Here is a 1364-nt window from a genome sequence, read left to right on the forward strand (position 1 = left end):
TCTAAAGACATTCCTATGATATTAGAATCTGATTTATTAAATGCTAGTATTATAGGTTGCACTCATACTATCGCAGGTGTTCCTACTCCTTGTTCTCTTGTATCTGTAATCCTCCCTAGTGCTAGAGCTTATAAGAAATATAATGATGATTATCCTATAATGCAAGATTTAGCAAGAAAGAGATTATTTGATTATTTTAATATGGAGAATCTCTAATGTGGTTTTTATTCTTTTTTATTATTATTCCATTGATGCTTTTTGTAGGATTATATCTTGTTAGCGTAATTGTAATATTTTTAATCAATAAAATCTTTCATAAAAAATACTCTCAATATCTTTCTTTTGTATTACCTTGTTTTTCACTTATCTTTTATTTTACGCTCATTATGGGTGGAATCTCATTTAAATCTATAGACCCGCAGTATTATGAATTTAAGAGGTTGTGTGAAACAAAAGCTAAGAGAAGCATTATTGATAAAGAATTATATGAAAAATCTAGGTTAGATGAATTTTATTCAACTAATCCCCCAAATAAAAAAATTCAAAGTAGGATAACAAAAATGTATTTTGAAAATATACATAAACTAAGCAATAAGATATTTTATGAATATGAAACATACTTTTATGATAATTATGGTATATTCCTTAAAGGTGATGAAGGTGCTGGGTGGCACATAAATTTTGGTTATGAAGTATTAGATTGTAAGCCTAAAATTTCATATGAAAATAAGGATTATAAATGAAAAACATTCAAACACACGAAGCAAGATTTGATTTGATTAATAAGTTTCTTGATTACGCAAATATTGCTAATTCAAGTTATGCTCTATTGCACCATATACACCAAAATACAGAACAAGATATAAAGAATAATGTATTAAAAGCAGACGGCTTAACTTTTAAAGATAAATTAGAAAACGATATAGAATTTGAAGACAAAATTAATAATAAAAAATACACCAAACCAAAAGGCACTAACACAGCTTATGCGTGTGCTATCGAAGCACGCTTTGCTAAAGATAAAATCTATAAAACAACACTAGGTTTTATTAATTCTACACTAGATAACAATCCTGCTAATGTTTCTTTAGATGCTCCTTTATCTCAAGAAACTATAGAATTTACTAATCGCTACAAACTCCTTCATCATCAGCCAAATACAGATTCGGGCTTTAGTGCTACTTTGTTTGAGGATAGAGGGGAGCTTATCGATAAAGAAACAAATACAAGAAAGGTAGATGAAGATTCTAAATATGTTCTCGCTATTCGTGGCACAGAATTCCCAAATGATATAATAAATGATATTTTTGATGCAGATAAGGATTTAGCCTTTGGAATCTTACCTAAAAATCAATATCTTGATA

The 1364-nt window shown here is 28.4% G+C and carries 1 protein-coding gene and 2 pseudogenes; all 3 read left to right on the plus strand.

Annotated elements, in window-relative coordinates; genetic code table 11:
* Positions 1 to 216, plus strand: a pseudogene (locus CQA53_RS11475) (hypothetical protein); the annotation flags it as partial.
* Positions 216 to 743, plus strand: a complete 528-nt coding sequence (locus CQA53_RS11480; RefSeq protein ID WP_115544023.1) for a hypothetical protein — start codon at positions 216 to 218, stop codon at positions 741 to 743. The pseudogene CQA53_RS11475 and the gene CQA53_RS11480, both read left to right, overlap by 1 nt.
* Positions 740 to 1364, plus strand: a pseudogene (locus tag CQA53_RS11485) (lipase family protein); the annotation flags it as partial. The gene CQA53_RS11480 and the pseudogene CQA53_RS11485, both read left to right, overlap by 4 nt.

It is taken from the genome of Helicobacter didelphidarum (genome assembly GCF_003364195.1).
Lineage (GTDB): Bacteria > Campylobacterota > Campylobacteria > Campylobacterales > Helicobacteraceae > Helicobacter_A > Helicobacter_A didelphidarum.